The organism is Stenotrophomonas maltophilia (assembly GCF_039555535.1).
GTDB classification, from domain to species: Bacteria; Pseudomonadota; Gammaproteobacteria; order Xanthomonadales; family Xanthomonadaceae; genus Stenotrophomonas; species Stenotrophomonas maltophilia_Q.
In genome coordinates, this window is record NZ_CP154630.1 from 1368733 (window position 1) to 1391135 (window position 22403).

Consider the following 22403-nt stretch of genomic DNA (forward strand, 5'->3'; position numbering starts at 1 on the left):
GTCCTTGGGGGCTTGGCCGCGGCATCCATGCCGCGGACACCCCTGCGCAACCCACCCGCGTGGCCTTGGACGGTTTCCGTGCCGTGCACCACGGAATCAACAGAAAAAGCGGAGAGCGAAAAGCGAAAAGCCGCGGCAGTGCCGCGGCTTTTCCTGTGGCGCCGAGCCGATGCATGCTCGGCTGGCTGGTAGCGCCGGGTCATACCCGGCGAACGCGGAGGCCTCAGTGCTTGGCTTCTTCCTTGGCGGCGTTGGCCTTGGCGTCATTGGCGACATCACGGGCCTTGTCGGCGACCTTCTGCGCGGCGTTGGCGGTGGCGTCGCTGGCATGCGCAGCGGCGTCGGTAGCGGCGTCCTTGGCTTTGTCGGCGGCGTTGGCAGTGGCGTCTGCGGCCTTGTCCAGCGCCTGCTGGGTATCGGCGGCGGCCTGCTCGGAAGCGGCGGCAGTCTTGTCGGCGGCTTCGCGGGTGGCGGCAGCAGCCTTGTCGACGGCGTCGCGGGCGGCAGCGCCGGCGCTGTCAGCGGCCTGCTGCGCGTCCTGCTTGGCCTGTTCAGCTTCCGGGCCCTTGCAGGCGGCCAGGGCCAGCAGCAGGGAGGCGGCCAGCAGGGTGGTGGTGATCGGACGAATCTTCATGGCGGTCTCCGGCACTGCAATGGATGGGGACGCCAGCCTATTCATGCCGTTGTGAAGACCGGGTCGCGATGCAGGGGCTTGATCGCCGGCGTCCACGCAAAGAAAAAGCCGCTGGCGAACCAGCGGCTTTTCCAGAACAGCGTGAAGAAAGAAGTTATTACTTCTTGGCTTCTTCAGCAGCGTCCTTGGCCTTCTCAGCGGTGCCTTCAGCAGCCTTGGCAGCGTCAGCGGCAGCGCCGGCAGCAGCGTCGGTGGCAGCACCGGCGGTCTGGGCAGCGGCGTCGGTGGCAGCGTCAGCAGCGGTGGCGGCGGTGTCAGCGGCCTGCTGGGCAGCGTCGGCGGTCTGGGCGCCAGCAGCGGCGGCCTGGTCGGCAGCAGCCTGGGCTTCGGTGGCGGCTTCGTTGGCCGAAGCAGCGGCGTCCTGGGCAGCTTCCTGCTTCGAGCAGGCGGCCAGGGCCAGAGCCAGGGACATCGCGACCAGCAGCTTGTTGATGCTCATTGTGTAAATCCTCGTCGTTAGAATTAGGCAACGCGCATGCTGCGCGCCGACAACATGATGACAAGCCAATATTGGGTGTCAAGCGATCCCGCATTCATTTTTGCGAAATCATCGTTAAATCTTTTTAAATCAATTCGATGGCGATTGCCGTTGCTTCGCCGCCGCCGATGCAGAGGGTGGCAATGCCGCGCTTGCCACCACGCGTGCGCAGAGCGTTGACCAAGGTCACCACAAGACGTGCGCCGGAGGCACCGATGGGATGACCCAGTGCGCAGGCGCCGCCATTCACGTTGAGCTTGTCGTGCGGGATGCCCAGTTCGCGCATCGGGGCCATCGCCACCACAGCGAAGGCTTCGTTGATTTCGAACAGATCGACCTGGTCCAGCGTCCAGCCGGTCTTGTCCAGCAGCTTGTGCAGCGCGCCGATCGGGGCGGTGGTGAACCACTCCGGTTCCTGCGAGTGAGTGGCGTGGCCGACGATGCGGGCCAGCGGCGTGATGCCTCGCGCGGCAGCGTCCTCTTCGGTCAGCAGCACCACCGCGGCGGCGCCGTCGGAGATGCTGGAGGAACTGGCGGCGGTCACGCTGCCATCCTTCTTGAAGGCCGGACGCAGGGTCGGGATCTTGGCGATGTCGGAGCGCCCTGGCTGCTCGTCGGTAGCGACCTCGACCTCACCCTTGCGGGTGGCGACCTTCACCGCGACGATTTCATCGGCAAACGCACCATTGGCCTGGGCATCCTGCGCACGCTTGACCGACTCGATCGCATAGGCGTCCTGCTCTTCGCGGCTGAACTGGTACTTGTCCACCGCGCACTCGGCGAATTCGCCCATTGCCTTGCCGTCGTAGGCGTTGACCAGGCCATCGTGGGCCATGTGGTCGACCGCCTGGAAGTTGCCGAAACGGTTGCCGGTACGGGAGTTCGGCAGCATGTGCGGGGCGTTGGACATCGATTCCATGCCGCCGGCGACCACGATGCTGGCCGAGCCGGCCTTGATCAGATCATGGCCGAGCATGATGGTCTTCATGCCCGAGCCGCACACCTTGTTCAGCGTGGTGGCACCGGCCGACAGCGGAATGCCGGCGGCGATCGCCGCCTGGCGGGCGGGCGCCTGGCCGAGGTTGGCCGGCAGCACGCAGCCCATCAGGACTTCAGAAACGTCGCTGGCCGGGACACCCGATTGTTCCAGGGCGGCGGCGATGGCGGCCGCGCCGAGGGTCGGGGTCGGCACGCCGTTGAACTGGCCGAGGAAGGAGCCGATGGCGGTGCGCTTGGCGGCGGCGATGACGATGTTGGACATGGCAATCTCGTTGATGCGTAAGCAATGTTCGGAAAGGAGACCGGAGGCCGTTGGATGCGCCCCGGTTTCCCGGCAGACTGCGTGGGGGTCGGCCCAAGTATAGAGGGTCGGGGAGGGCTGCCGGTGTGCGGCGCCGAACGCCTGCCGGGATGAAGGCAGGCCAACGTTCACGGGAAGGAATCGATGGAACGCAAGATGATGGTGAGGTCTGTGCTTGCAACCGCGCTGGCGATGGCGCTGACGGCCTGTGGTGGAGGCGGCGGAGGCGGCAGCAACGTGCGTGTCGACCCGCCCCCGACCACGCCGACACCTCCGACCACGCCTCCCCCGACGACACCACCGCCGGCCAAGCCGCAGGAGCCGGCCTTTGATGCGCATCTTTCAGTCACCAACGCGCGTGCCGCACAGGCCGCCGGCCTGACCGGGCGGGGCGTGCGCATCGGCATCGTCGATTCGGGCGTGCAGCGCAATGCGGTGGCCTTGAATGGTCGCGTGCTGGCCAACTTCAATTACATCGATCCGGCCAGGAACAACCTGGGGGTTGATGACGTGGTCGGGCATGGCACCGCCGTGGCCAGCCTCGCTGCTGGTGCAGCAGTGGGAAGCTGGCCGGGCGGTATCGCGCCAGGGGCTCAGATCGTCTCGGCACGGATCATTTCCGACAAGCCGCCGACCGATGACGGCAGTGGCCAGGGCAATGCCTTCAGTGGGCCGCTGGGTGTGGCCCAGGTCCACCAGGACCTGATCAGCTACAACGTGAAGGTGATGAACAACTCGTGGGGTGGCCTGTACTGGACCGACCTGCCCACCACCGCGCAGGTGGCCGCCGAGTACCGGCCGTTCGTGATCAACCACGGCGGCCTGGTGGTGTTCGCCGCCGGCAATGACGGCCGCAGCGAGCCGAGCAGCCTGGCCGCGCTGCCCAGCCAGAAGGGTGTGGCAGGCACGCTTCCGGCAGCCGACCTGGAGCGCGGCTGGCTGGTGGCCACGGCGGTGGATCCGTATACGCCGGGCGCGCTGGCCAGCTATTCGAATGCCTGCGGCCAGGCGGCCCGCTACTGCCTGGCGGCGCCGGGCAGCGCGGTCTACCCGGATGCCAACGGTGGCAGCTACTACTGGAACTACGGTACGTCGTTCGCCGCGCCGCTGGTCTCCGGTGCGGCGGCGCTGGTCTGGCAGCGCTTCCCCTACTTCAACAACGATCTGGTGCGGCAGACCCTGCTGGGTACCGCCAAGGACATCGGCGCGCCCGGTGTGGATCCGGTGTTCGGCTATGGCCTGCTCGATATCGGTCGCGCGATCAATGGTCCCGGCCGCTTCGACTGGGGTGATGTGGCCACCAGTGTGGATGCGGGTTCGACCGGTTCGACGTGGAGCAACGACATCACCGGCAGCGGTGGCCTGGTCAAGCAGGGGGACGGCAAGCTGGTGCTGACCGGCAACAACGGTTACACCGGTGCCACCCGTGTCGAGCGCGGCATCCTGACGCTGCAGAACGGTGGCGTGATCCGTTCCAACGTGACGATCCTCGCCCAGCCCGACCCGGATTCCACCGGTCTGCAGTTCAACGGTGGCACGCCGCGGGTGATTGGCAACGTGGTCAACGGCGGCAGCGTGTTCCTCACCACCGGCAACACCACCGGCACCATCGAGGGCAACTACACCCAGCAGCCCGGCGCGCAGCTGATGATCGCGCTCGGTGCCAACGCGTTGCAGGTCACCGGCAACGCCACGATCAATGGTGGTGTGCGTGTGCATGGCTTCGTCTCCGGTTATGTGCCGCAGAACGGAACGCGCCAGGATCTCATCCACGCCGCGGGGGGCCTGAACGGCACCTTCAATACCCAAGCCACTTCCACCGGCCTGCAGGGGCTGACCCTGGTGTCACCCACGTATGGCTACGACAGCAACAACGCGTGGTTGAACGTGATCCAGGTCAGCGTCACCGCCGCGGCCAGCGGCCTGAGCGCATCTGCGCAGGGGGCCGCGCAGCGCCTGGAAGGCGCATTCGCAGTGCTCGACGGCAACACCGGCCTGCAGGGATCGCCCTTCGGTGCCGCGGCCGGTGCGCTGCAATGGGCCGGAGGGGGCCAGCAGGGCCTGGCCGACAGCCTGCAGAGCCTGTCCGGCCAGGCGCATGCGCGCGCCGAGGCCGCCACCTTCGACAGCATCGACATGTCGCGGCGTGCGATTGCCGAGCGCTTCGACCGCGTACAGTCCACCCCGCGCCTGCGGGGTACCTGGCAGAGCGCGTTGGGCGAGGCCGGGCAGGGCAGCTTTGCCGGCAACAGCGCAGACAGCCGTGGCTGGATGGCCGGACAGGATCTGCCGCTGGGCGGCAACGGCCTGATGGGCGTTGCCTTCGGCGAGACCCGCAGCAATGGTGGCAGCAGTTTCGGCGGTGATCGTGGGCGTGACCGCCAGGCGCAGGCACAGTTGTACGCTGGCTGGAGCCAGGGGCGAGGCTATGCGCTGGCCCAGTTCGGCAGTGGCCAGTTCACCCGCGCGCTGGATCGCCAGCTGCTGCTGGGTGCGGGCGTCTACGGTGTCTCGGCGCGTTACGGCGGGCGTTTCAGCAGCGCCAGCGTGGAAGGCGGATATCGGCTGGGCCGCGCAGGCGCTTCGTTGACGCCCTACCTCGGTGCAAGCACCACGCGTGTCGATACCGATGCGTTCAATGAGCTGGGCGGTTTCGGCTTCGGCCTGCGTGGTGATGCCACCCGGGTGCAGCGCAGCCAGATGCTGGCCGGCATCCGCGGCGAGCGTGGATGGGGGCGGTGGACCCTGCGCGGACACGCCGAGTGGCAGCAGCGGCTGGACGGCGGTGGCGCCGATTGGCAAGCCAGTTTTGTCGGCGTGGATGCATGGGCGCCGCTGGCAGGCTGGAATGCGCCGCGTAGCAGTGCGCTGATCGGCCTGGCGCTGGAATCGTGGTGGGGCCGCAATGGCCGCTTGAGCCTGGGCTTTGACCAGCGTATCGGTGGCGAGGGCGCGCGGCAGGCTGCGTTGCGCTACAGCACCGGGTTCTGAGGAATCGGTCGCGCCGGGAAGACTCCCGGCGCGACGTCTGCAGCCTCAGCCGCCGCGCAGGTTGCCCAGGCGTGGGGTGCTGCGGCCCAGCGGCATCTTCAGCTTGCCGATCGACAGGATGCGGCTTTCCGCAATGCGGTCGGCTGCGCGCTGCGGCGCGATGTTCTCGCGCTGCGACAGTTCGAAGATGCGGGTGAGGTTGTGGTAGATGCTGCGGATCAGGCGCATCGCACGTTCGCGGTTGTAGCCGTCGATTTCCAGCGACACGTTCATCACGCCGCCTGCGTTGACCGCGTAGTCCGGCGCGTAGAGGATGCCGCGCGCATGCAGTTCGTCGCCGATCTCCAGGCTCGACAGCTGGTTGTTGGCGGTGCCGCAGATGATCTTCGCCTTGATCCGCGGCAGGGTATCGGCGTTGATGGCGCCTTCCAGCGCGCACGGTGCGAACACGTCGGCGTTCACTTCGTGGATCTCGTCCGGCTTGACCGCCTCGGCACCGAAATCGCTGACTGCACGATCAACCAGCGCACTGTCCAGGTCGGTGACATACAGCTTGGCGCCGCGGTCACGCAGCAGTTTCACCAGTTCCATGCCGATGTGGCCCAGGCCCTGCACCGCGATGCTGGTCTTGCCCACTTCCTCATGGCCGAACTTGAAGCGCATCGACGCCATCAGTGCCTGCAGCGCACCGTAGGCCGTGAACGGCGCCGGATCGCCGGAGCCACCATGGACCTGGTGCACGCCGGTCACGAACTGGCTCTCCAGGTAGATGTTCTCCATGTCGTTGACGTCGGTGCCAACGTCCTCGGCGGTGATGTAGCGGCCGCTCAGCGAATCGACGTAGCGGCCGAAGGCGCGGAACAGCACTTCGGTTTTGTCCGTCTTCGGGTCGCCGATGATCACCGCCTTGCCGCCGCCCACGTTGAGGCCGGCCAGGGCATTCTTGTAGGTCATCGTCCGGCTCAGCCGCAGCACATCGGCCAGCGCCTCGTCGGTGCTGGCGTAAGGGCGCATGCGCACGCCGCCCAGGGCCGGGCCCAGAGTGGTGTTGTGGATGGCGATGATCGCCTTCAGGCCGGCATCGTGGTTGTGGCAGAACACCACTTGTTCGTGGCCGGTGGTGGCGAGGGTTTCGAATAGCATGGCGTCTCCGATGGCGCGAACGGCGGGGAACTGCAACGAACGGCCAGTGAACGGTAGGGTCCCAAAACAAAAAAAGCGACGTCGTCAGTGCAGGGGGACGGGTCGCGCGGCGCCATTCTAGTCCATTCCCCCGGCCGCTGCCGTCGACTTCGGCGGCCTTCCGGTTAAAGAAGATGAAAGTGCGGCCGATGCTGCGACGACGGCGGGTGGCCGGATTCGCGTGAAGAGGCAGGCGGTCAGTGACGGCAAGGGCACCACAACGACAGGGCGGGCGGCGATGACGCCGGCCTGGTGGCGATCGCTGCGCGCCTGGCTGGCGCGGTCGACCGGGGCGGCTCCGCTGCGCCTGGCGGCCGTATCGCGACAGGCCGTCGCTGCTGCCGCAGCCAGCCTGCAGGGCGAGGCCCTGCAGGCCGGTGAGATCGCCGCGCACCTGCAGCGCGGCCTGCACGCACTGGCCCTGTACCCACGGCTGGCCGGCGAGCCTGCCCCCGTCCAGGATCCGGCACTGGGCGAAGCGGTGGCGCGCGCGCTGCAGGACCGCGACTGGGCGACCCGGCAGTTGCCCCGGCGCCCGCAGCTGCTGCCGCAGCTGATCCAGACCGTCAACGACGATGCGGCTTCGGCGCGGGTGATGGCAGCCATCATCGGCCAGGACCCGGTGCTGACCGGCAACCTGCTGCGCATCGCCAACAGCCCGGCCTACAAGGTGCATGAGCGGCCGGTGGAAAGCCTGCAGCGGGCGGTGACCCTGGTCGGTACCGAAGGCGTGCGCCAGATCATCAGCGCGGTGCTGGTGCAGCCGGTGATGCAGGTGCAGTGCGACGTGTTCCCGCAGTTCAGCACGATCGTCTGGGAACACGCATTGCTGGCGTCGCGTGCAGCGGCCGATCACGCGCGCACGGTCACTTTCGGTGACGCCTTCGCCGCGCAGTGGCTGGGGCTGGTGCAGGGGCTGGGCTCTGCGCTGGTGATGCGCCAGCTGCTGCAGGAAGCGCAGGCGCGCGGTGAAACCGTAGAGCCGGCGCTGGCCCTGCAGCTGCTGCAGCAGTGGTCGTTGCCGCTGGCACAACGCGTGGCTGCAGCCTGGGAGCTGCCCGAGCCGGTGCACCAGGCACTGGCGCCGGAGGCCGATGGCCCACTGGCCGACAGCCTGCGTCTGGCCAGCGCCGCAGCGGCGGCCAGCCTGCTGTGCCGGCATGGACATGCCAGCCAGAGCCGCATGCTGGCCCTGCTCGAACAACTGCCGTCGGCGCCGCCGCATGCGCTGCGCTGGATCTGGCGGCGCCTGCACGGTCGCAGCGTGGAAACGCTGGACGAAGCCGGACAGGATCAGGGCGGTCCGGCACCGTGAGGGTTACAGCTGCGATTCCACCGGCAGCCAGCTGATCACCCGTGCGGTCCAGCGCTTGCCGAGGCTGGCACCGGGCTCGGTCTCCACCCAGTGCGGGGGCGGCTGCCGTTCCAGCCAGCGCAGCGCGTCGTTCTGTCCCAGGGCAAGCCACCAGCTGTACTCGGGGCTGGCCAGGCGCAGGTACTCGTCGCGCAGCTGCGCGCCCAGCACCGGGTCATCGAACAGCACGCCCATTTCGGTGTTCAGATAGGCCGAGCGCGGATCGAGATTGAACGAGCCGACGAAGCCACGGCGGTTGTCGACCACGAACGCCTTGGTGTGCAGGCTGGCGCCACTGCTGCCGAACAGGCTGGTATCGGGCCGGCCATGCGCCTTCAGTTCGTACAGCTTCACGCCGGCCTGCAGTAGCGGCACGCGGTAGCCCATGTAGCCGCCGTGCACGGCAGCCACGTCGTTGGCAGCCAGCGAATTGGTGACCACGCCAACCTGCGCGCCCCGTGCGGCCAGCGTCGAAAGCGCCTCGACGCCATCGTGGCCGGGCACGAAATAGGGTGAGATCAACAGTGCACTGCGGCGGGTGCTGCGCAGTTCCTCGCTGAGCGTGCTGACCAGCCAGCCGCGGCGATCATCGTCGCGGTGCTTCATCGGTGGATCGGATGCGATCTGCACGTCCGCGCTCCAGTGCAACGGTTCCGGACTGGGCCGTTGCCGCTGGCGTGATTCGGCCACGCGCTGCAGGTACGGCTGCGCCTTGGCATGCATCGCATCCAGGTCCGACTGCCGCACCAGCTGCCGCAGCTGTGCATCGGTGTAGGACGCCAGCGCGGAAATCGGGATGGCCGCGCCGCTGTTCCAGTAGTCGTCGAAGATCCGGTTGGCCTGCTGCACGGCCGGCCCGGCCACGACCAGGTCCAGATCCTGGAAGTTCACGTCGTCGCGCGCGCTGAAGTACTCCTCGCCGATGTTGCGGCCACCGACGATCGCAATGCGGCCATCGGCGATCCAGCTCTTGTTGTGCATGCGGTGGTTCACGCTGAAGGCGCGTTGCACCAGCTCCAGGGTGCGCGCGATGCCGCTGCGGTTGCGGAACGGGTTGTACAGACGCAGCTCGATGTTCGGATGCGCATCGAGCGCCATCATCAAGGCGTCCTTGTCCTTGGCGTTCATGTCGTCGAGCAGGATGCGCACGCGCACGCCGCGCTCTGCGGCGTCGTACAGCGCCTTGGCCATCAGGTGGCCGACCAGGTCGTCGTGCCAGATGTAGTACTGCAGGTCCAGGCTGCGGCCAGCCTGTGCGGTGATCATCGCGCGTGCGGCGAAGGCATCCATGCCATCACTGAGGAAAGCCACGCCGGACTGGCCGGGATGGGCCTCCTGCAATGGCACGATCTGCTGGTCGATGCGGGTCTGCGCCGGCTGCAGTGGCAGCACCAGCGAGGGTGTGCCCCGTGCCTGCGGGGTGAGATGGTCGGCCAGCAGCAGGCCGGACAGGACCAGCAGCAACAGCGCGGCGAGAATGATTGCAGCGATGCGCAGCAGGCGTCGCCAGAAGGGCTTGGACAGGCTCATGCCCCGATGGTAGATCCACGTCATGCGTGGAAGAAGATCTGCAGGATCAATCCGGGTCAGAGCCCTTGCCTGCGGCAAGGGATCCGACCCCGGCGGGCGTCACGGATGGGGGCGGACCCCTTTCCACGGGAAAGGGCTCTGACCCCGGAGCCTCAGAAGCGCTCGTCGCTGCCCAGGTAGCGCCACTGGCCCGGCGGCAGCGGCCCCAGCGCCACGCGGCCAATGCGCAGCCGACGCACCCCGGTTACCTGCAGCCCGGCGGTTGTCACCGCCGCACGCAGGCCCTTGGCGGTGAGCCCCTTGCCGGCGAACCGCAGCCGCTGTTCGCTCTGCCAGCTGACCTTGCCGCCGCCGGCCTCCTGCTGCAAACGCGCCATCAGCCATGGCCCACGCTCCGGGCCGCCCTCGGCCACTTCGATCAGGTATTCCTGCTCAGTGCGGCCCAGATTGCGCTGCAGATGCGCCAGCGTGGCCGGATCCTGGCTGACCACGACCAGGCCGCTATCAGCCGCAGGCAGTGATGCGGCCAGCTGCAGGCCGTGGAAATGCCGCTGCAGTGGACGGATATCGCTGGCGTCGAGTTCGCTGCGGCTGTCACTGCTGACCAGCGTGCACAGGGTTTCGGCGGCGACACCGGCCGGCTTGTTCAACAGCATGCTTACCCGTTCGGCCTTTTCATCGCTGGCCTGCTCCGCCACTACGATCACCGCGCTGTCATCGACCGGGCGCTGCGGTTGTTCCACCACCTCGCCGTTGACCGACACCCAGCCACCTTCAATGTAGCGCCGTGCTTCGCCGCGCGGGATGCCGAGCAGGGCGGACAGGTGTTTGTCGAGACGGATCGGTTCCATGGCGGGCAGGTCGGGCAGGGGGCGCGCAGTGTAGCTGCTGCGGCCGGTCAGCGCTGGCCGCGGTTGGCCAGCTCGGTCAGGTACAGGCGGGTATCGAATTCCAGCTGCAGGTAATCCGGTTCCATGTGCTGGCACAGCTGGTAGAAGGCCTTGTTGTGGTCGGCTTCCTTCAGGTGGGCCAGTTCGTGCACCACGATCATGCGCAGGAAGGCCGCCGGTGCCTGGCGGAACACGGTGGCGATGCGGATCTCGCGGCTGGCCTTGAGGCGGCCACCGTGCACGCGGGAAATGGCGGTATGGGTGCCCAGGGCGTGCTTGATCACTTCCAGCGTGTTGTCGTAGCAGACCTTGTTGAGCGGCACCGACTTGCGCAGGTAGCGGTCCTTCAGCTCCTGGGTGTAGTCGTACAGCTGGCGGTCGCTGCGCACCTCGTGCGGGTCGGGGTAGCGCTGCTGCAGCCAAGGGCCGAGCTTGCCCTGCGCCAGCAGGTCGCTGACCTGGGCGACCAGGGGTTCAGGATAGCCGGTGAGGTACTTCAGGACTGCCATGCAGGGGCGGCGGGGCGTCGGTAGAATGGGGCATCCAAGATTACACGCGGTACGCATCGACCATGGCAAAGCCCAACGCGCTGCAGGAACAATTGCTCAAGGCCGGCCTGGCCAAGAAGTCGCAGGCCAGCGCTGCCGCGAGCGCGCAGGCCAAGGCCCGCCAGGGCAAGGCCGAATCGACCTCGGGCGAGGTCCAGCGCGAGGCTGAACGCGCCCGCGCCGAGAAGGTCGAGCGCGACCGCGCGCTGGCCGCCGAGCGTAACGCCCAGGCCCGCCAGGCTGAACAGAAGGCCCAGGCCCGGCAGATCATCAGTGCCCACGCCGTGCCCCACAAGGGCGACGATGAGTACCGGTTCAGTGACGGCGCCGCGATCCGCACCCTGCTGATCGACCCCAAGCTGCGCAAGGCGCTGTCGGTCGGTGTGCTCGTCATCGTTGCCCACGGCGACGGCTACGCCCTGCTGCCGCGCGCTGCGGCAGAGAAGGTGCGTGAACGCGCGCCGGAAGCGATCATCGTCGATCACGGCCAGCCGGGCTCGACCGCCGAGATCTCCACCGGCAATGCCGAGGACGATGCCTACTACGCGCAGTTCCAGGTGCCGGACGACCTGGTCTGGTAAGCAAAAAAGGGGACGGAGGGGATTAAGTCGCAATCGGCTTGATCGAACCCATTCGCGTTCTGTTTGGCATCCTGAAGAGCAGCCGAGCATGGCTCGGCTCTACACGAAGGCCTGTCTTTTTGCCGGGGTGTATCGTCTCCATATCAGGCGACACACCTGCGGAGGATGGCCATGGCCACCGGTTGGGCGGGAGACGGCGCGGTCCAGGACCAGATTGACGCCACCGTCGACGATGCGATCGCCCGCGCACGGCGCCAGCTGCGCGAGGGCCCCGGTCTGGAACACTGTGAGGAATGCGACGCGCCGATTCCGTTGGCGCGGCGCCGGGCTGTACCCGGTGTTCGGCTCTGCGTGGCGTGCCAGCAGGCGCACGACGACGAAGAGCAGGCGCACAGTGGCTACAACCGGCGCGGCAGCAAGGACAGCCAGCTGAGGTAAAGGGGGTTTTTATTGCAGGGCTGCGCCCTGCACCTGCCGAAGCCAGAGCTAGAGCCAGAGCAACGTCAAAAGCCTGCATTCCGTGGGATGGCGGGGCGGTGTGGGTGGTCAGGACACGCCGTAAACCCATCCATGGGGGCTCGATGGCGCCATCCATGGCGCCAACGGTCCTGCCCACCCAAACCGCCCCGCCTCTGACAGATTCCGTGCGCTGTTGGCGGGTGCCGACCGTTAGTCGGCACATCTGTCAGATATCGAATGAATTCATTCGTGCCGACCAACGGTCGGCACACACCAAAGCAGAACGCCGTTCCGACAGTTCGCGGAAAACTGTCGAAGGCGGGGTGGGTCCGGTTGAGGGGGCGTGAGCCGCATGGATGCGGCGACCGAGCTTACATGGACGTACTTGCAGCGTCCCCCTCAACCGGACCCACCCCGCCAACCCACGGAATGCCCGCCTTTGACGTTGACGTTGCTTCGGCAGGTGCAGGGCGCAGCCCTGCAAAGAAAAACCCACCCTCAGCCGTCGCCCTGGATGCCGCCCGGTGCCTGTGCCGGGTCGCGCCAGCGGCGCACCGTGCGCTGGAAGAACAGGTTGTTCGGCAGCTGCAGCACCGTGCCTTCGTGGCCGTCGCCGGTCTCCTGCAGCGTGGTGTAGATCAGGTTCACGTCGATCACCCGGCCCTTCAGGCCCGGCTTCTCGCCGTTCTCCAGCACTTCGATGTAGTCATGCAGGCGGAACGGGCGGGTGGTGAAGATCAGCAGCGTGCAGAAGATGTTGGAGAGCACGCTCCAGGCCGCGAAGAAGGCCACTGCGCCCACGGCCGCGAAGCCGGTGAACGCGGTCCACAGTACCGAAGGCGATGCGCCGAGCAGGCTGAGGATGTACAGCAGGGCGCTGAAATAGACCACGAAACTGCTGATCCGGCGTGCGCCCATCGCCATCTCCGGCGGGAGCGTGTAGTGCTCGGCGAAGCGGCGGATCAAGCGCCGTGCCAGCACTCGCAGCAGCCACGCGGCCAGCAGGGTGAGCAGGATCTTCCCGGCGATACCGGCGTCGTGGAGCCAAGGGTAGGTCCAGGCCGGCAGGTGATCCTTCAGCGACAACATCATGGGGGCGACGACAGGTGGCAATAACGGCCTTCGATGTTACCCGGCGCGTGCAGCGGATTCGACCGCTGGGGTCCAGGCCAGGCAGACCAGCTCCTGGCGGTGCTGCTGCAGGCAGGCGCGGCCGTTGTCTGGACGCAGCTGCAAGGACAGGCCCAATGCCTGCAGCAGTACGCAGGCGGCGATCACCAGCAGGGCGGCGCAGGATGGGCTGGACATGGCAGAACTCCTGGACGGCAAATTCGCGAAGGACCTTCCATGGATGCAGCAGCCGTCGAAAAGGTTGCATGGCATCGGCCGTCGATCAGCTCTAAACCTTTTTCCGGGTCGCGGCATCCAAGGGATATGCTCGACACCACCATGCCCGCGCCGCCTGCCGCCAACGACGCCGTCGACGAACCCGCTCTGGTGCGGGCGGCGGCCGCGGGCGATACCGCTGCCTATGAACTGCTGTACCGGCGTCACGCGCCGCGTGTATTCGCTGTCCTGTGGCGGTTGTGTGGCGGCCAGCAGGCACGTGCCGAGGATGCGCTGCAGGAAGCGTTCCTGCAGGCGTGGAAGGCGCTGCCGGGGTTCCGGTTCGAAAGCAGCTTGTCCACCTGGCTGCATCGGTTGGGCGTCAACGCCGCGCTGATGGAACTGCGCGGGCGTGCTGCCGGGCAGGACCACGACAGCCTCGACGAAGTGGACGGGGGGTTGCAGGAACTGGCGGTACACGACCGCTGTGCCGGCACCGAACGCGACCTCGAACGGGCGCTGTCGACACTGCCGCCACGGGCACGTGCGGTACTGGTACTGCACGACATCGAAGGCTGGAAACACCAGGAAATCGCCGAACAGCTGCAGATGGCCGTCGGCAGTTCCAAGGCACAGTTGCATCGTGCGCGCGGCCTGTTGCGCGCACGGCTGGGAGACATGACATGAATACACACGACCACGATTCCGACCACGATCTACTGGCACGGCTGCGCGCGCTGCCAAGCGAGCGCGACGTACCCACCGATGGCTGGGCACGCCTTTCGGCCCAGCTGCCGCCGCGTGAGCCGCAGGCGGCACCTGCGCCGGGCGACAACGTGGTGGCCCTGCCGAACCGTTCGCGTCGGCGTTGGTGGTTGCCGGTGGGTGCGGTGTTGGCGGCCAGCCTGGCGGTCTACGCCGTGGCGCCGTGGCGCCATGCGCAGCCAGAGGTGCCGGTACCTTCAGCACTGCAGCTGCAGGCTGCGGCGATGACCGAGCAGTACCAGCAGGCCGTGGCCGCGCTGCCCGATGGACGGGCGCCGGAATGGCAGCCGGCCCTGCATGAACTGGATGAAAGCGCGGCGCAGATCCGTGCCGCCCTGGCGCAGGACCCGCGTGCGCCGCACCTGCTTGGCCAGCTCAAGCGTACCTACACGCTGCGGCTGGAACTGACCCGGCAGGCGGCCTATGCCGCCGAGTCCGGCTTGACGACCTGAGGAGACCCCCATGACCCGAACCCTGATTTCCTGCTGTGTCGCGCTGCTGCTGGCCCCTGCCGTGGCGCTGGCCGATACCCGCATCGACGAGCGCCATACCCTGGCCGCGGGCGGTCGCATCGAGCTGAGCAACGTCGCCGGCAAGGTGACCGTGCGTGGCTGGGACCGCAATGACGTGCAGCTGACCGGCACGCTCAGCGACGGCCTGCAGCTGCGCCAGGAGAAAAGCGCCAATCGCGTTCGCTGGGAGATCGAATACCCGCGCCGCAACAACAACGGTGGGGCCACGCTGGTGCTGAACGTGCCGCGCTCGGTGGAACTGTTGCTGAGCACGGTCAGCGCCAGCCAGGACATCAGCGGCATCGACGTGCGACGGCTGCAGGCCGACACGGTCAGCGGCAGCCTGAGCGCGGCTGGCCGCAGTGGCGACAGCAAGCTCAACACGGTCAGTGGCAGCGTCAGCGCACGCCTGCAGACGCCGAAGCTGGATGTGAACACCGTCAGTGGCCGGATCGAGGCCGGCGGCGGTGTGTCCGGTGATATCGGTGCGCAGACGGTGTCCGGACGGGTCGAGGTCGACGCCGGGCGCGTGCAGCGGTTGGCGGTGGAAACCGTCTCGGGCAGCATCGACCTGGCAGCAGCCGGATTGGCTCCCGGCGGCCGCATCAATGTCGAATCGGTCAGTGCCTCGGTCACGCTGAGCCTGCCGCGCACGGTGTCGGCACAGCTGTCGGTGAACAGCTTCAGCGGCTCGATCAACAGCGATGCCGGTCAGGTGGAGCGGCCGCGCTATGGGCCGGGCAGCCATCTCGATACACGTCTGGGCGGCGGTGATGGAGACATCCGCATCCAGTCGCATTCGGGCAGTGTGCGGGTGCGGCTGGACCGCTGAGCACGGTCCGGCAGGCCGCGGCGGCAGCGCCGCCGCGGTCGGAGCTGGCTCAGCTGGCTTTCTTCAGCGCCCAGGTGGTGCCGAGGACTTCGATCTTGCCACCGGCCTTGCGGAACGCTGCCAGGTCCGAAGCGATCGAATCGCTGCTGACCACGGTGCTGGCGGCCGCGCCCTTGCGTTCGCTGCGGATGCTGTTGCTGGCCTTCGCGGGGGTCTTTGCCTTGCGGGGCATGGTTGCTCCTGTCAGGTGGAAGGGGAGGAAAGCGCCCAGGCATCGGCCTGGCGCAGGTAGTCCTGCCGCTCGCGGCGGCAGTCATCGCCGCCCATCGAAAACTGGCGGCAGATCGCCGGGCGCTGCGAATAGATCGTGCAGCGCAGGTGATAGGGATCGATCGCCGCGCACCAGCCTTCCTCGTTGCGCGCCATCACGGCACGGCCGTGCGCGTCGCGCGAGAGGAACTGGCCGGGCACGTGGTCGCCGGGCTGCAGCAGCACGGGCAACCGGCAACAGACCGCGTCACAACGGCGGCAGTCGATGGGTGCAGGTGCTGCGTCAGGTTGTAAGGCCTCAGGGGCCTGGCGGGTGCCCAAAGCGGGTCTCGATGGCGGCTCCGGTAGTACGCGGACCATGAACGAGCCAGGAAGGCATGGCCGCTAGGCCCGCAGGGCGGGCCAGGCTGCACCGTGGACACACACCGGCGTGGCCGGTGGAAGGTGCAGCTGGGATCTAGCCGACCAAGAGTAACTTAGACCGCGTAACGTTTTGTTAATCCTGGCTGGCTGCCGCCAGTGCCAGACCCTGGACCACGCCCAGCGAGGGCTCGCCCTGGACCATGCGGGCGCCCGGGAAGGCCTCGGCCACGGCCTGGCGCAGGTAGCCTGCACGGGACATGCCGCCGGTCAGGAACACCGCATCCGGATCGCCACCGATGTCGCTGCGGACCTGGGCCAGCAGTTCGCGGATCTGCTCAAGGTAGCCATGGGCGGCGGCGGCCAGGCCGTCGGCGCTGCTGTCGGCATGCAGATCGCGGGCGATGTAGTCCAGCGTGCTGCGGTGCTCGCTGGCAGCGCTCAGGGCGATCTTGGCGCGTTCGACATCGCGGTACAGGCGGGCGGTATTGCCGGTGTCCTGCAGCGCCTGCAGGCGGTCGCCCCACGGTGCGTCCACATGGTCGTACTTGTGCAGGCGGAACTCGCGCTGGCGGGTCATGTCCTGCACAGTGGCCGCTTCCACATAGTGGTGGGCCGGCACGCGGGTGATGCCGCGGCCGAACAGCGGCATGTAGCTGGACAGGCTCAGCGCCAGGTCGATGTCGGTACCGCCGCGGGCGATACCCCAGGCACGGTGGATGCGCGGGGCATCGTCCCCGCCGACTTCGGCATGCGCGATATCGGTGGTTCCGCCGCCGATGTCGACGATCACCGCCTGGTGCCGCTCGCGGCTTTCGGCGTGGTAGTGCATGGCCGCCGCGGCGGGTTCTTCGAGGAAATCGATCTGGTCGAAGCCGGCCTGGGTGGCGGCCTCGCGCAGGATGTCCAGCGCCTGGTCGTTGCCGGCCGCGCCGATCGAGCTGCGGAACTGCACCGGGCGCCCGAGCAGGGCCGAGCGCAGCGGTTGGCCGAGCTGGGCGCTGGCGGTCAGGCGGATGTGTTCGAGGATGTGCGCGGCGATGCCGGTGATGGTCTGCTTGGCGCGTGGGTGCAGGTTGTAGCCGAGCATCGACTTCGGGCTCTGCACCAGGTTGCCTTCGTGTTCCTCGAAATAGGCTTCCAGCGCTTCGTCGCCGTAGACCGCGTTCTGCAGCAGGTCGCTGGCGCTGCGTTCCTGGCCGGCGCGGGCCTCCATCCATTCACGGCGCAGGGCGCGCAGGGCTTCACGGCGCAGCGCCTGCGGCGTGCGTTCCTGGCCGGCGGCACGGGCTGCACGCGCGGCGCTGTCGATCATCTGCTGCAGCTGGTGTTCCTGGCCGTCATCGAGCTGGAAGTCGTCCGGGTCGGGCACCACGCCAGGGAAGTACACGCTGGTGCGGAACTGCTCGGCGTCGCCGAAACGGATCGGCAGCAGCTTCCCCTCATGCACGATGGCGGCGGCGGAGTTGCTGGTACCGAAGTCGATGCCGAGGCGCATGGGGAGTTCCGGGGGCGATCAGGGGCCGCGCACTCTGCTGCAGTTCGCGACCGACTGCAAGTTCCAGCGTCATGGCTGCTCCAGCTGCGGCCATGGCGGCGGCCGGGCATCTGCCAGGGAACTGGGGCCCCGGACCGGGCGGTTACAATGGCCGCTGTTGATTCACTTTGAGGTACTTGCCGATGTCGTCCGTTCCCGCCTGCCCGCAGTGCACCCTGGAAAACACCTATGCCGATGGCGCGCTGTGGATCTGCGCCGATTGCGGTTTCGAATGGACCGCCGAGGAAAGCGCCGGTTCGACCCTGATCGTGCGTGACAGCAACGGCAATACCCTGCAGGCCGGGGACACCGTCACCGTGATCAAGGACCTGAAGGTGAAGGGGTCTTCGATCCCGCTCAAGCAGGGCACCGTGATCCGCAACATCCGCCTGGTCGAAGATGATGCCGAGCACATCGAAGGCAACTCGGACAAGATCAAGGGCCTGGTCCTGAAGACCTGCTTCCTCAAGAAGGCCTGATCGGTCTCAGCGCCTGGCCTGCTGCTGCGCGCGCCAGCGGGCCAGGCTGTCCAGCTTGGCCTGGTAGCGTGCCTGCTCCGGTGCACCGCCCAGAAGCTGCGCGCGGGTCAGTTCACGGTCGGCGCGCTCGAGCTGGCCGGACAGGAAATACACGCGCGCCAGTCCGAAGTGGAACTGGTGCGCGGTGTCATAGAGGCGCACGGCCTGCCGGTAGTAGCGGATGGCTTCGGCCAGCCTTCCGGCCTGCTCGGCCTGCGTGCCCAGCATGTACTGCGCGAACGGGTCCTCACGCTGCACCGACTTCAGGCGTCGCTCCAGGGCCTTGGCCTGTGCCTCCAGCCCAAGCTGCCGATACAGCGCGCTGGCATTGGTCAGCGCTGCATCCTGGCGGCCGTCCAGGCGCAGGGCGCGGTCCAGTGCCTGCCGCGCCGCATCGGTGTCGCCCTCGCGGTTGTCGAGCACGCCCAGGTTGTTCCAGACCGAGGGGAACGCGCGGTCCTGCACGACCGAGGCATCGAAGAACGCGCGGGCGCCGACGAGGTCTCCTTCGGCCATGCGTTCGGCACCACGATTGTTGTAGAAGTGGGCCAGTGCACGCGCGCGGCTGACCGGCTGCGGGCCGTGGCGGTCGTAGAGCACGTTGCGATCGAGGTCGACCGTGGCGTAACGCCCCGCGATCTCCACGCCTGCGTTGACGTGGCCCACGCTGTAGACCACGCCGGCGTCCTGGTCCTGGTACCAGGACACGACCTGGCCGACTTCCTGCACGCGGGCCTGGATGCCAGCCTCACGCGCCAGTGCCACGAACATGAGCGTGAAGGCGAGGCAGTTGGCGCGGCGCTGCTGCCAGACTTCGCCCACGGTGTAGGTCGCGTTCGCGTCGTACTGCAGGTCCAGCCCCTGGCGGCCGAAGATCATTTCCACCAGGGCCTGCAGCCGCTGTTCGCGCGATGAACTGCGGTCCATCACCTGCGCCTGCAGCATCGCGCGCATTGCAGGAGGAATCGCGAAGACCTGTTCCGGCGAGGGAATCTCCACCGGGGTGATGCTTCCGATGGGCGGGATTGCATCGGTGCGCGGGTGGTCCTGTGCGCAGAGTGGCGCGGCCATCAAGGCGGCCAGGGCCAGGACGAAGATGCGGGCGGCAGGGCGGTACATGACAGTTCCCGGCAGCGGCGGGCGCTCCCGCCTGCAGCGAGTGTAGACCCGGCGGCGCCGCGCCGCAGTGACCGTTGGTCGGCGCGTGGCCGGCACGGCGTTTCATCCACAACCGATGTGGACCAGCGCTCGACAAAGCTGTGGACAACCGCGTCCAGGCCTCACCGGGCAAGCGTTGTGAGCGCGTGGTGAAAAAACAACCAGCTTGCCGCAGGGCAGCGCAGGCGCGATGATCCGGGCATGGATTTCTCTCCGCTGACGCTGGCTCCAGCGCAGTGGCAGGCGCTGCAGGACAGCTACGCAACGCCGCCCCGCGCCTACCACCACTTCGGACACGTACGCGCGGTGCTGCAGCACTGCCAGGACGTGGCTGACGGCCCGGGCTGGCAGGGGCCCGCCGAGGTGTACCTGGCCGTGCTCTACCACGACGCGATCTATGTGGCGGGGCGCAAGGACAACGAAGTGCGTTCGGCGGCGCTGGCCCTGCAGGCGATCGCACGGGACCCGGAACTGGCCGGCGTCGACGCCGCGCGGGTCGAGCAGTTGATCCTGCTGACCGCCCACCATGGCGATCTGGGCCCAGACGACGTTGATGCCGAGGCGGCCCTGTTCCTGGACTGCGACATGGCGATCCTGGCCGCACCCGAGCCGGTGTTCGCCGCTTACGATCGTGGCGTGGCCGAAGAGTACAAGGGGGTCGTGCCGGGCTTCCTGTACCGCGCCGGGCGTCGCCGTTTCCTGCAGGGGCTGCTGCGTGCGCCGCGCATCTTCCTCAGCGACTTCTTCCACCAGCGCCTGGACGCGGCCGCGCGGGAAAACCTGCGCCGGCAGCTGGCCCGCTGAGCCGGCCCGGTACACTGGGGCCTGCTTCCACCGATTGCCGCTTCCGACTGTGTCCGTCCCTGATCCCGATCCCCGCCCGCTGCCCCCCGAAGAGCCCGGTCCCAACGAGTGCTGTGGCAGCGGTTGTCCGCTGTGCGTGCTGGATCTGTATGCCGATGAGCTGCAGCGCTATCGCAAGGCGCTGGCCGAATGGAAGGCACGGCATCCGGAGGCAACGCCATGAGCCGCGCACGCCCGGCGGCAGTGCTGGCACTGGTGGCGTTGCTGCTGTTCGTCGCCACCGCGCTGTGGACCCAGTTCGCACGCAGCGATCTGGACTGGGTGCGGGCCACGCTCAGCCTCTACCTGCACGGGCCGTGGGGGTTGGCGCTGCGCGCTGCATACTGCCTGCTGGCGTTGGCCATCGCGGTTCTCGGCATTGCGCTGTATCGCGGCAGCATCGGCCCTCGGCGCAGTGCGGCGGCGCCGCTGTTGTTCACTGTCTCTGCACTGGGGCTGGCGACGGTCGCCATCGGTGACAGCTGGTTGCCTGAAGCGACTCCGCTGCTTGCACCGTTCATCCATGGGGTGGCGGCCAACACCGCGTTCCTGTGTGCCAGCGTGGGCATGCTGCTGCAGGCCTGGTACCTGCGCCGTGAACCGGGCTGGCAATCCGCCGCCGGCCTGCTCTGGGGCTGGGCCTGGCTGGCGTTCGTACTGCTGTGGCTGCACGTGTTGTGGCGCGCCGGCCCGCCGCGCGGGCTGGGCCAGAAGGCGGTGATCGTCGTGATCGTGGGCTGGCTGTTGTACCTGGCCCTGGCGCTGTACCGGCGCAGCCGCCGTACCGCGGCCCACTGAATCCCCAACGGCCTGCGCCGGTACGTGCCGTGCACGCGGCGGCGGCGTATCGTGTGCGCATTCCATCGGGGATGCGATATGAAGCGTGCAGGGCTGGGCAGGGCAATGGGTGTGGTTCTGGCGCTGGCAGCGCTGCCGGCAATGGCGGCGGCCAACGTGCAGCAGTTCAGCCATGGGCGGTTCGAGCAGATTCCGGTACACATGCCGGCCGGTACGCCGCAGCGGGTGGTGATCTGGTTCCATGAACCCACCGCCGGTGGTGATACCAGCCGCCTTCCGATCGAGGCCCTGCGTGCCGATGGCGCGATGGTCGCTGCGGTGGACATCGCGCACCTGCGCAGCGTGCTCAAGCGCGAGGGTGATCCGACCTGTTCGTTCGGTTCCGGCGACGTCGAGAACTTCTCGCGCTGGTTGCAGGCCTCCCTGCATCTGCCCGGCTACCACCTGCCGCTGGTCGGTGGTGATGGCGAAGGCGCCGAGATGGCCTACACGCTGGCCGCACAGGCCGACACCCAAGTGTTCGCTGGCCTGCTGACCACCGGCTTCTGCCCGGAGCACAGCCACGAGCGCATGGTCTGCGGCGACGGTGTGAAGCACAACAAGCTGCAGCCTGCCGAGTTGAATTTCCCGTGGCTGAGCGCCGCCGGCGACCATGGCTGCAAGGTTGGCGAGGCCAGCCGCTTCGTGCAGCAGGTGGCGATGGCACGCGAGTTCAAGCGCACCGCACGCGGCGATGCTTCACCGGGCCTGGTGGCGGCGGCGCGGGTGATGGGCGCGCAGGTGGGCGTCAGCCTGGCACCGCCTCCGGCCGCGCTGAAGGGCCTGCCCGTGGTGGAGGTGCCTGCCGCCGGTAATGGCGACACGCTGGCCGTGTTCGTTTCCGGCGATGGCGGCTGGGCCGGCCTGGACAAGGACGTGGCATCGTCGCTCAACGAGCATGGCGTGGCCGTGGTCGGCATCGACTCGCTGCGCTACTTCTGGAGCGAGCGCACGCCGAAGGGCTTCGCCACTGACCTGCAGAAGATCATCGATCACTACCGCCAGCAGTGGCATCGCGACAAGGTGATGCTGATTGGTTTCTCGCAGGGCGCCGACGTGCTGCCGGCCACCGTCAACCAGCTTGATGCCGGCACCCGTGACGCGCTGGACCGTATCGTGCTGCTGTCGGTGGGCAGGAAGGCTGACTTCGAATTCCATGTCAGCAACTGGCTGGGGGGGGGCGGCGACGGCCTGCCGATCGCGCCGGAAGTGGCGAAGCTGCCGGCGGCGAAGACCCTCTGCGTGTATGGCGACAAGGATGACGACGCGCTGTGCCCCGGCCTGCCGGCCAACGACGGCGTGCAGAAGGTGAAGCTGCCGGGCGACCATCACTTCAATGGTGATTACGACCGCCTGGCCGAAGTGATCCTCAAGGGCGGCGCGTAAAGCGGAGGGCGTGCGAACCAACGGTTCGCACCCACCAGAGCGAGCCGGTTGC

At 67.8% G+C, this 22403-nt stretch carries 25 protein-coding genes; 12 read left to right on the top strand and 13 right to left on the bottom strand.

The features are described from left to right. Positions 1 to 223: 223 nt before the first annotated feature. From AASM09_RS06340 to AASM09_RS06350, 3 genes are all read right to left on the bottom strand, one after another. Entirely contained in the window at positions 224 to 634 is a 411-nt protein-coding gene (locus AASM09_RS06340; protein ID WP_006461120.1) for a hypothetical protein, read from the bottom strand. A gap of 157 nt (positions 635 to 791) precedes the next feature. Next, positions 792 to 1133 carry a hypothetical protein gene (locus AASM09_RS06345; RefSeq protein ID WP_005410581.1) on the bottom strand — a complete coding sequence of 114 codons (342 nt, stop codon included), beginning with the start codon at positions 1131 to 1133 and terminating at the stop codon, positions 792 to 794. A gap of 124 nt (positions 1134 to 1257) precedes the next feature. Further along, positions 1258 to 2433: a thiolase family protein gene (locus tag AASM09_RS06350; protein WP_049430515.1), complete on the bottom strand. Its 1176-nt coding sequence runs from the start codon at positions 2431 to 2433 to the stop codon at positions 1258 to 1260. A gap of 183 nt (positions 2434 to 2616) precedes the next feature. Between AASM09_RS06350 and AASM09_RS06355 the strand changes: the two genes are divergently transcribed. Next, positions 2617 to 5463 (top strand): autotransporter serine protease, encoded by a 2847-nt coding sequence (locus AASM09_RS06355; protein ID WP_049430513.1) that lies wholly within the window; start codon positions 2617 to 2619, stop codon positions 5461 to 5463. 45 nt (positions 5464 to 5508) lie between these two features. On the opposite strand, the gene AASM09_RS06360 is transcribed toward AASM09_RS06355, so the two are convergent. Continuing rightward, the gene (locus tag AASM09_RS06360; protein WP_049430511.1) at positions 5509 to 6606 is read right to left on the bottom strand and encodes a Glu/Leu/Phe/Val dehydrogenase dimerization domain-containing protein; all 1098 of its coding nucleotides are present in this window, start codon (positions 6604 to 6606) and stop codon (positions 5509 to 5511) included. A 277-nt stretch (positions 6607 to 6883) separates the two neighbouring features. Here AASM09_RS06360 and AASM09_RS06365 point away from each other — a divergent pair, with 277 nt between their 5' ends. After that, complete coding sequence (locus tag AASM09_RS06365; RefSeq protein WP_049430509.1) at positions 6884 to 7960, top strand: HDOD domain-containing protein; 1077 nt, start codon at positions 6884 to 6886, stop codon at positions 7958 to 7960. A 3-nt stretch (positions 7961 to 7963) separates the two neighbouring features. Here AASM09_RS06365 and AASM09_RS06370 read toward each other — a convergent pair whose 3' ends face one another. From AASM09_RS06370 to AASM09_RS06380, 3 genes are all read right to left on the bottom strand, one after another. Beyond that, positions 7964 to 9553, bottom strand: a complete 1590-nt coding sequence (locus tag AASM09_RS06370) for a phospholipase D family protein (RefSeq protein WP_049430507.1) — start codon at positions 9551 to 9553, stop codon at positions 7964 to 7966. Between the two features lie 128 nt (positions 9554 to 9681). Then, positions 9682 to 10380, bottom strand: coding sequence for an RNA pseudouridine synthase (locus AASM09_RS06375; RefSeq protein WP_049430505.1), 699 nt, complete (start codon positions 10378 to 10380; stop codon positions 9682 to 9684). A 47-nt stretch (positions 10381 to 10427) separates the two neighbouring features. After that, positions 10428 to 10928: a M48 metallopeptidase family protein gene (locus tag AASM09_RS06380; protein ID WP_049430504.1), complete on the bottom strand. Its 501-nt coding sequence runs from the start codon at positions 10926 to 10928 to the stop codon at positions 10428 to 10430. 62 nt (positions 10929 to 10990) lie between these two features. Here AASM09_RS06380 and AASM09_RS06385 point away from each other — a divergent pair, with 62 nt between their 5' ends. Together AASM09_RS06385 and AASM09_RS06390 are read left to right on the top strand one after the other, a co-directional pair. Beyond that, on the top strand, positions 10991 to 11548 hold the full coding sequence (locus AASM09_RS06385) for a DUF2058 domain-containing protein (protein ID WP_049430503.1): 558 nt from the start codon (positions 10991 to 10993) through the stop codon (positions 11546 to 11548). A 171-nt stretch (positions 11549 to 11719) separates the two neighbouring features. After that, on the top strand, positions 11720 to 11986 hold the full coding sequence (locus AASM09_RS06390; protein WP_049430538.1) for a DksA/TraR family C4-type zinc finger protein: 267 nt from the start codon (positions 11720 to 11722) through the stop codon (positions 11984 to 11986). A gap of 519 nt (positions 11987 to 12505) precedes the next feature. Here AASM09_RS06390 and AASM09_RS06395 read toward each other — a convergent pair. Beyond that, a complete protein-coding gene (locus AASM09_RS06395) occupies positions 12506 to 13099 on the bottom strand; it encodes a mechanosensitive ion channel domain-containing protein (protein ID WP_100443786.1) in 594 nt (197 codons plus the stop codon). Positions 13100 to 13135: 36 nt separating this feature from the next. Beyond that, positions 13136 to 13315: a hypothetical protein gene (locus tag AASM09_RS06400; RefSeq protein WP_049426785.1), complete on the bottom strand. Its 180-nt coding sequence runs from the start codon at positions 13313 to 13315 to the stop codon at positions 13136 to 13138. Positions 13316 to 13441: 126 nt separating this feature from the next. On the opposite strand from AASM09_RS06400, the gene AASM09_RS06405 reads away from it, so the two are divergent. From AASM09_RS06405 to AASM09_RS06415, 3 genes are read left to right on the top strand one after another with little or no spacing between them, the layout of a single operon-like run. Continuing rightward, positions 13442 to 14020 (top strand): RNA polymerase sigma factor, encoded by a 579-nt coding sequence (locus AASM09_RS06405; protein ID WP_012511790.1) that lies wholly within the window; start codon positions 13442 to 13444, stop codon positions 14018 to 14020. Beyond that, complete coding sequence (locus AASM09_RS06410; protein ID WP_049426786.1) at positions 14017 to 14550, top strand: hypothetical protein; 534 nt, start codon at positions 14017 to 14019, stop codon at positions 14548 to 14550. The genes AASM09_RS06405 and AASM09_RS06410 overlap by 4 nt, the downstream gene beginning before the upstream one ends. Before the next feature lie 10 nt (positions 14551 to 14560). Further along, positions 14561 to 15442 carry a DUF4097 family beta strand repeat-containing protein gene (locus AASM09_RS06415; protein WP_049426787.1) on the top strand — a complete coding sequence of 294 codons (882 nt, stop codon included), beginning with the start codon at positions 14561 to 14563 and terminating at the stop codon, positions 15440 to 15442. A gap of 49 nt (positions 15443 to 15491) precedes the next feature. Here AASM09_RS06415 and AASM09_RS06420 read toward each other — a convergent pair whose 3' ends face one another. The 3 genes from AASM09_RS06420 to AASM09_RS06430 all read right to left on the bottom strand — a co-directional run bounded on the left by AASM09_RS06420 (position 15492) and on the right by AASM09_RS06430 (position 17570). Then, complete coding sequence (locus tag AASM09_RS06420) at positions 15492 to 15674, bottom strand: hypothetical protein (RefSeq protein WP_005410566.1); 183 nt, start codon at positions 15672 to 15674, stop codon at positions 15492 to 15494. 11 nt (positions 15675 to 15685) lie between these two features. Further along, positions 15686 to 15937: a YkgJ family cysteine cluster protein gene (locus AASM09_RS06425; protein WP_008268341.1), complete on the bottom strand. Its 252-nt coding sequence runs from the start codon at positions 15935 to 15937 to the stop codon at positions 15686 to 15688. Between the two features lie 271 nt (positions 15938 to 16208). Then, positions 16209 to 17570: an Hsp70 family protein gene (locus AASM09_RS06430; protein ID WP_049426788.1), complete on the bottom strand. Its 1362-nt coding sequence runs from the start codon at positions 17568 to 17570 to the stop codon at positions 16209 to 16211. Positions 17571 to 17752: 182 nt separating this feature from the next. Here AASM09_RS06430 and AASM09_RS06435 point away from each other — a divergent pair, with 182 nt between their 5' ends. Continuing rightward, a complete protein-coding gene (locus AASM09_RS06435; RefSeq protein WP_049426789.1) occupies positions 17753 to 18088 on the top strand; it encodes a zinc ribbon domain-containing protein YjdM in 336 nt (111 codons plus the stop codon). 6 nt (positions 18089 to 18094) lie between these two features. Here the strand turns inward: AASM09_RS06435 and AASM09_RS06440 are convergent, their stop codons facing one another. Next, the gene (locus tag AASM09_RS06440; protein ID WP_049426790.1) at positions 18095 to 19246 is read right to left on the bottom strand and encodes a transglutaminase-like domain-containing protein; all 1152 of its coding nucleotides are present in this window, start codon (positions 19244 to 19246) and stop codon (positions 18095 to 18097) included. Positions 19247 to 19486: 240 nt separating this feature from the next. Between AASM09_RS06440 and AASM09_RS06445 the strand changes: the two genes are divergently transcribed. The 4 genes from AASM09_RS06445 to AASM09_RS06460 all read left to right on the top strand — a co-directional run bounded on the left by AASM09_RS06445 (position 19487) and on the right by AASM09_RS06460 (position 22351). After that, complete coding sequence (locus AASM09_RS06445) at positions 19487 to 20089, top strand: HD domain-containing protein (RefSeq protein ID WP_049426791.1); 603 nt, start codon at positions 19487 to 19489, stop codon at positions 20087 to 20089. 49 nt (positions 20090 to 20138) lie between these two features. Further along, positions 20139 to 20312 (top strand): oxidoreductase-like domain-containing protein, encoded by a 174-nt coding sequence (locus AASM09_RS06450; RefSeq protein ID WP_049402330.1) that lies wholly within the window; start codon positions 20139 to 20141, stop codon positions 20310 to 20312. Continuing rightward, positions 20309 to 20926 (top strand): DUF998 domain-containing protein, encoded by a 618-nt coding sequence (locus AASM09_RS06455; protein ID WP_049426793.1) that lies wholly within the window; start codon positions 20309 to 20311, stop codon positions 20924 to 20926. Before AASM09_RS06450 ends, AASM09_RS06455 begins: the two co-directional genes overlap by 4 nt. Before the next feature lie 78 nt (positions 20927 to 21004). Then, positions 21005 to 22351, top strand: a complete 1347-nt coding sequence (locus tag AASM09_RS06460; protein ID WP_275539616.1) for a virulence factor family protein — start codon at positions 21005 to 21007, stop codon at positions 22349 to 22351. Positions 22352 to 22403 lie beyond the last annotated feature (52 nt).